Here is a 5,861-nt window from a genome sequence, read left to right as displayed (position 1 = left end):
CCCGACGACCGCCCCCGTACCGGCCCCCACCGCACCCGTCGCCACCCGCGCGTGCTCCCCCGACGCCGCCGCGGCCTCCACCGCGGCCCGGCCCGTCGCCGCGTCCGGACGAGCCCCGAAATCGCCGCCCCGGCCCAGATCGAAGACGCACGCGGCCGGCACCACCGGCACCACGTGCGCCGGATCCGGACCGACCCGCACCCCGCGCCGCCGCTCCTCCAGCCAGGCCATCACCCCCGCGGCCGCGTCCAGGCCGTACGCGCTGCCGCCCGTCAGGACCACGGCGTCGATCCGCTGGACCACGTTCCTCGGATCCAGGGCGTCCGTCTCCCGCGTGCCCGGACCACCGCCACGCACGTCCACGGCGGCCACCGCCCCGCCCTCCGGCGCCAGCACGACCGTCGTCCCCGACAGCGCCCGGGCACCCGCCACGCGCGCGTGCCCCACCCGGATCCCGGGCACATCGGTCAGACCGTCCACGGAGAGCCGCTCAGCTGTCATGTCCCCTTCCTACCTCAGGACGGGGAGACCGTCCTGGTGGCGGGATTCCGCGCCGTCAGCGTCACACCGACCGCCACCGCGGCCGCCGCCGCCACACCGGCCAGCAACACCGCCCAGCGACCCGCGAACGAACACAGCAGAATCGCCAGCGACGCCCCCGGCAACACCGCCTGCTGCGCCAGACCCACCTTGAAGTACCGCGCGTGCAGCAGCCACACCGACAGCAGGAACACCGCCGTCGGGATCGTCACCGACGCCGAAGCCGCCAGCGTGCTGATGTGCGCCTTGCCCACCGTCTGCTCGACCGCGATCTCCAGACCCGCACCGATCGCCGCCGCCGACATGAAGATCACGAAGTGCCCGTACCCCCACAGGAAGCCCTGCCGGCTGTCCGTCAGCCGGTCGTGCGCCGGAACCACGAAATAGATCCACCAGGCGGCGAAGACGATCAGCAGCCCGCCCGCCGCGATCGGCAGCAGCTCGCTCAGGGCGTCGTTCTCCACCACACCCGACTTCACCCCCACCGTCGCCGCCGCCACCGACTCGCCCAGCACGATGATGGTGAACAGGCCGTACCGCTCCGCGATGTGATGCGGATGCCAGGTGCTCGGCGCGGCCTTCTCCGCGAACACCGGCACCGCCAGCTCCGCCAGCGCCATCACCAGGAACACCCACGGCACCGCCCCCTCCGGCACGAACAGCAGCGCCAGCCACCCGACCTGCACCGCGAGCACCCCGCCCGCGTACCGCAGGCACATCGTCCGCTCCTCCGCCGACACCGCGTGCCGCGCCGCCCGCAGCCACTGCGAGGCCAGCGCCACCCGCATCACCAGATAGCCCACGTACACGACGAGGAAGTCACGCTCCTCGAACGCCCGCGACACACCGGCCGCGAGGATCAGCACCCCCGCGATCTGCACCAGCGTCACGACCCGGTACAACACGTCGTCGTTGTCGTACGCGGACGCGAACCAGGTGAAGTTCATCCACGCCCACCAGATCGCGAAGAACACCATCGCGTAACTCACGACGCCCTCGCCCGCGTGCCCCTCCGCGACCGCGTGCACGAGCGCCGCGCCCGCCTGGGCGACGGCGACCACGAAACACAGGTCGAAGAAGAGCTCCAGCGGCGTGGCGGTCCGGTGCGACTCCTCGCGGGAGCGCGCGGTCAGCGGCAGAAAGGGTTGCGTCATGCACCAAGAACAGCAGAGCGGCGGCCCCGCTGTTTCCAAGCCACGCGGATCGGCACGGCCACCCCCCTTCCCGGGAGCCCGACCGGCCCGCCGGCGCCGGGACCAACGGCCGCTCCGGGAGCCGACCTAGGCCCGCCCGCGCTCGCGACCATCGGCACTGACGACACCCCGGACCCGGGGCGGAGCCTGGAAAGGCAAGGAAGAAGCCTCGAAAGGGCTCGTAGACGCCAGGGAAGTCAGGGAAGCGCCATGAGTTCCGTAGTCCAGGACAGCAGAACCACGGGCGGGTCACCCGCCTCGTACGACACGGAGCAGTACCGCCCCGGCCGGACCGTCACCGACTGGGAGCCGGAGAACGAGCTCTTCTGGAAGTCGATCGGCCACAAGGTCGCGAACCGCAACCTGTGGATCGCGGTCCCCGCCCTCCTCGTCGCCTTCGTCGTCTGGCAGGTCTGGTCGGTCACCGCCACCAACCTCGCGGACGTCGGCTTCACCTTCTCGACCTCACAGCTGTTCTGGCTGACCGCCATCCCCGGCCTGACCGGCGGCACGGCCCGGATCCTCTACACCTTCCTCGGCCCGATGATCGGCCAGCGGCGGTTCACCGCCCTGTCGACGGCCGTCCTCGTCGTCCCGCTGATCTGGCTGGGCATCGCGATCCAGGACCCGACCACCCCGTACGGCGTGATGGTCGTCATCGCCGCCCTCTGCGGCATCGGCGGCGCCAACTTCGCCTCCTCCCTCGCCAACATCGGGTTCTTCTTCCCCAAGGCGAAGAAGGGCAGCGCGACCGGCATCAACGGCGGACTCGGCAACCTCGGCGTCTCCGTCGTCCAGCTCCTCACCCCGATCGTCATCACCTGGTCGACGATCGCCATCGGCTCCGCCCAGCACAAGGCCGACGGCACCCCCGTCCACCTGCAGAACGCCGCCTTCCTCTGGGTGCCGGTGCTGCTGGTCCTGGCCGCCGTCGCCTGGTTCGGACAGAACGACCTGAAGGTGGCGTCCACCCCCTTCAAGCAGCAGAAGATCATCTTCAGGCGCAAGCACAACTGGCTGATGACCTGGCTGTACGTCGGCACCTTCGGCTCCTTCATCGGCTTCGCCGCCGCCCTGCCGATGCTCATCAAGACCACCTTCCCGGACTACTCCGTCGCCACCTACGCCTGGATGGGCCCCGCCGTCGGCGCCCTCGCCCGCTGGGCCGGCGGCTGGATCGCCGACAAGTGGGGCGGCGCCCGGGTCACCATCCTGTCCTTCGTCGGCATGGCGGCCTCGATCGTCGGCGTCATCACCTTCCTGCCCTCCGGCGGCGACGGCGGCGACTTCTACGGCTTCTTCTTCTGCTTCCTCGCCGCGTTCCTCTTCTCCGGCATCGGCAACGGCTCGACCTTCCGCCAGATCCCGGTGATCTTCCGCGGCACCCACCTGAAGGGCCTCACCGAGGGCACCCCCGAACACGCCCAGGCCCTCAAGCAGGCCGAGATGGAATCCGGCGCCGTCACCGGCTTCACCTCCGCGATCGCCGCCTACGGCTTCTTCTTCATCCCCGCGCTCTTCGGCTCCGTCGCCGTCACCAGCGCCATGTGGGGCTTCGTCGCCTTCTACGTCAGCTGCATGGCCGTCACCTGGTGGTTCTACGCCCGCAAGGGCGCCGAAGCCCCCAGCTGAGACCCCCACTCCGAAAGGCCCCGCCACGGCGGGGCCTTTCCGCATGCCAGGCCCGGGACCTTGGGCCATCGACTGGTGACCAATGCCGCCCGAAATGATCGATCAAAAGGAGTGCAATGAAGGTAAGCAACGACGCGATCGAATGAATCGAAGAAGGCGGTGCGGGAAAGTGACTGCGACCCCTGCTGAGACCACGATGACCGAACGGGCCTGGAAGGGCTTCAAGGGCGGACTCTGGCGCGACGCCATCGACGTCCGCGACTTCATCCAGCAGAACTACACCCCGTACGAGGGCGACGACTCCTTCCTCGCCGGCCCCACCGAGCGGACCACCGCCGTGTGGAAGGCGATCACGGACAGGTTCCCCGAGGAGCGCGCCAAGGGCGTCTACGACGTCTCCCACGACGTCCCCTCCACCATCACCGCCCACGCCCCCGGCTACATCGACCGCGACAAGGACCTGATCGTCGGCCTCCAGACCGACGCCCCGCTGAAGCGGGCGATCATGCCGTACGGCGGCTGGCGCATGGTCGCCGGCGCCCTGGAGACGTACGGCTACCCCGTCTCGGCGGAGCTGGAGAAGGTCTTCACCGAGTACCGCAAGACCCACAACGCCGGCGTCTTCGACGCCTACACCCCGGAGATCCGCGCCGCCCGCAAGGCCGGCATCGTCACCGGCCTCCCCGACGCCTACGGCCGCGGCCGCATCATCGGCGACTACCGCCGCGTCGCCCTCTACGGCGTCGACCGCCTCATCCAGGTGAAGAAGGACGAGAAGGCCGAACTCGACGTCCTCCCCGCCGGCGACCGCTCCCTGGAGGAGACCATCCGGCTCCGCGAGGAACTGGCCGAGCAGATGCGCGCCCTCGGCGAACTGAAGGCCATGGCCGCCTCGTACGGCCACGACGTCTCGGGCCCCGCCACCACCGGCCGCGAGGCCGTCCAGTGGCTGTACTTCGCCTACCTGGCCGCCGTGAAGGAGCAGAACGGCGCCGCGATGTCCCTCGGCCGCACCTCCACCTTCCTCGACGTCTACCTCCAGCGCGACATCGAGGCCGGCCTCCTCACCGAGGAGCAGGCCCAGGAACTCGTCGACGACTTCATCATCAAGCTCCGCATCGTCCGCTTCCTGCGCACCCCCGAGTACGACGAGCTGTTCTCCGGCGACCCGACCTGGGTGACGGAGTCCATCGGCGGCATGGGGGAGGACGGCCGCCCGCTGGTCACCAGGACCTCCTTCCGCTACCTCCAGACGCTCTACAACCTCGGCCCGGCGCCCGAGCCGAACATGACCGTCTTCTGGTCGCCGCGGCTGCCGCAGGGCTTCAAGGAGTTCTGCGCGAAGGTCTCCATCGACACCTCGTCCGTGCAGTACGAGTCGGACGAGCTGATGCGGCCGCGCTTCGGCGACGACACCGCGATCGCCTGCTGCGTCTCGGCGATGCCGGTCGGCAAGCAGATGCAGTTCTTCGGCGCCCGCGTGAACCTCGCCAAGACCCTCCTGTACGCGATCAACGGCGGCCGCGACGAGAGGTCCGGCGCCCAGGTCGGCCCCGCCACCGGCGCCATCGACTCCGAGGTCCTCGACTACGACGAGGTCATGGCCAGGTTCGACGAGCAGATGGAGTGGCTCGCGAACGTCTACGTCCACGCCCTCAACGTCATCCACTACATGCACGACAAGTACGCGTACGAGCGCCTGGAGATGGCGCTCCACGACCGCGACGTGCGCCGCACCATGGCCTGCGGCATCGCCGGCCTCTCCGTCGCCGCCGACTCCCTCGCCGCCATCAAGTACGCCAAGGTCACCCCGGTCCGCGACGAGACCGGCCTCGCCACCGACTACAAGGTGGAGGGCTCCTACCCCGCCTACGGCAACAACGACGAGCGGGCCGACGAGATCGCCGTCTGGCTGGTCGAGGAGTTCATGCGGAAGGTCCGCAAGCACCCGACGTACCGGAACGCCGAGCACACCCAGTCCGTCCTGACGATCACCTCGAACGTCGTCTACGGCAAGAAGACCGGCAACACCCCCGACGGGCGCCGGGCCGGCGAACCCTTCTCCCCGGGCGCCAACCCGATGAACGGCCGCGACACCCACGGCTACGTGGCCTCCGCCCTGTCGGTCGCCAAGCTGCCGTACGAGGACGCCGAGGACGGCATCTCGCTCACCAACACCGTCACCCCCGACGGCCTGGGCCGCACCCCCGAGGAGCGGATCAGGAACCTGGCCGGCGTCCTCGACGGCTACACGGCCAGCGACGGCTTCCACATGAACGTCAACGTCCTCAACCGGGACGTGCTGATGGACGCCATGGAGCACCCGGAGAACCACCCGCAGCTCACCATCCGGGTCTCGGGCTACGCGGTCAACTTCGTCCGCCTCACCCGCGAACAGCAGCTGGACGTCCTGAACAGGACCTTCCACGGGACGCTCTGAGCTCCCCACGGGAAACGCGCGAGGGGGGGGAGGGGGCCCTCCCCCCCTCCCCCTCC

At 69.8% G+C, this 5,861-nt stretch carries 4 protein-coding genes; 2 read left to right on the top strand and 2 right to left on the bottom strand.

Annotated elements, in window-relative coordinates; translation table 11 throughout:
* The coding region (locus IF73_RS0136780) for a P1 family peptidase (RefSeq protein ID WP_031015795.1) at positions 1–501 on the bottom strand (501 nt) is incomplete at its 3' end.
* Positions 502–515: 14 nt separating this feature from the next.
* Positions 516–1,694, bottom strand: coding sequence for a low temperature requirement protein A (locus IF73_RS0136775; protein WP_037881766.1), 1,179 nt, complete (start codon positions 1,692–1,694; stop codon positions 516–518).
* A gap of 249 nt (positions 1,695–1,943) precedes the next feature.
* Between IF73_RS0136775 and IF73_RS0136770 the strand changes: the two genes are divergently transcribed.
* Both IF73_RS0136770 and pflB read left to right on the top strand, forming a co-directional pair.
* The gene (locus tag IF73_RS0136770; protein WP_031015791.1) at positions 1,944–3,365 is read left to right on the top strand and encodes an MFS transporter; all 1,422 of its coding nucleotides are present in this window, start codon (positions 1,944–1,946) and stop codon (positions 3,363–3,365) included.
* Between the two features lie 196 nt (positions 3,366–3,561).
* Entirely contained in the window at positions 3,562–5,805 is a 2,244-nt protein-coding gene (gene pflB / locus IF73_RS0136765; RefSeq protein WP_051717734.1) for a formate C-acetyltransferase, read from the top strand.
* Positions 5,806–5,861 lie beyond the last annotated feature (56 nt).

It is taken from the genome of Streptomyces sp. NRRL F-5727 (assembly GCF_000719555.1).
Lineage (GTDB): Bacteria > Actinomycetota > Actinomycetes > Streptomycetales > Streptomycetaceae > Streptomyces.
The sequence above is the reverse complement of the archived record's forward strand: the minus strand, read 5'-3'. Positions and strand labels throughout refer to the sequence as shown.

Bases quoted from the DNA above. Each gene is read 5' to 3' on its own strand.
- pflB (WP_051717734.1), top strand. From the start codon at position 3,562: ATGACCGAACGGGCCTGGAAGGGCTTCAAGGGCGGACTCTGGCGCGAC.
- IF73_RS0136775 (WP_037881766.1), bottom strand. From the start codon at position 1,694: ATGACGCAACCCTTTCTGCCGCTGACCGCGCGCTCCCGCGAGGAGTCG.
- IF73_RS0136770 (WP_031015791.1), top strand. From the start codon at position 1,944: ATGAGTTCCGTAGTCCAGGACAGCAGAACCACGGGCGGGTCACCCGCC.